The sequence below is a fragment of the Cupriavidus sp. SIMBA_020 genome, from assembly GCF_046535395.1.
Lineage (GTDB): Bacteria > Pseudomonadota > Gammaproteobacteria > Burkholderiales > Burkholderiaceae > Cupriavidus > Cupriavidus campinensis.
Map to the genome: position 1 here is coordinate 1 of NZ_JAWRWU010000286.1, position 310 is coordinate 310.

Annotated in this window: 1 pseudogene; it reads right to left on the reverse strand. The window is 59.0% G+C overall.

What is annotated here, in order from left to right:
• A pseudogene (locus SB751_RS29235) lies at window positions 1-196 on the reverse strand (cardiolipin synthase B); the annotation flags it as partial.
• Window positions 197-310 lie beyond the last annotated feature (114 nt).

The following is a 310-nucleotide window of genomic DNA, read 5'->3' on the forward strand; positions in this document are numbered from 1 at the left end:
CTTCAAAGCGGTTGCCGCCGACAACCGGCGGCCCGAGCAACAGCCCCATCGAGCGTGTGAATTGGGCATCGTCGCTGGCGTAAAGCCGCTCGATCTTGTGCTCGATCTTCTTCTCGCCGCTAGTGAGATTGGCGATCAGCAATACGACGATGAGCGTGAGTACAACGGCAAGGGCAACCAGGGCAGTCGTCGGCATGCGTGGTCCTCGCGTAGCAAACAGTCATTCGGACCGCCAAGTGTACGGTGTTTTTCAAACCGGAGTTGCACGCGGATGGGAAGCGAAGACGTTGTCCGCCAAGCGGTCTCAACG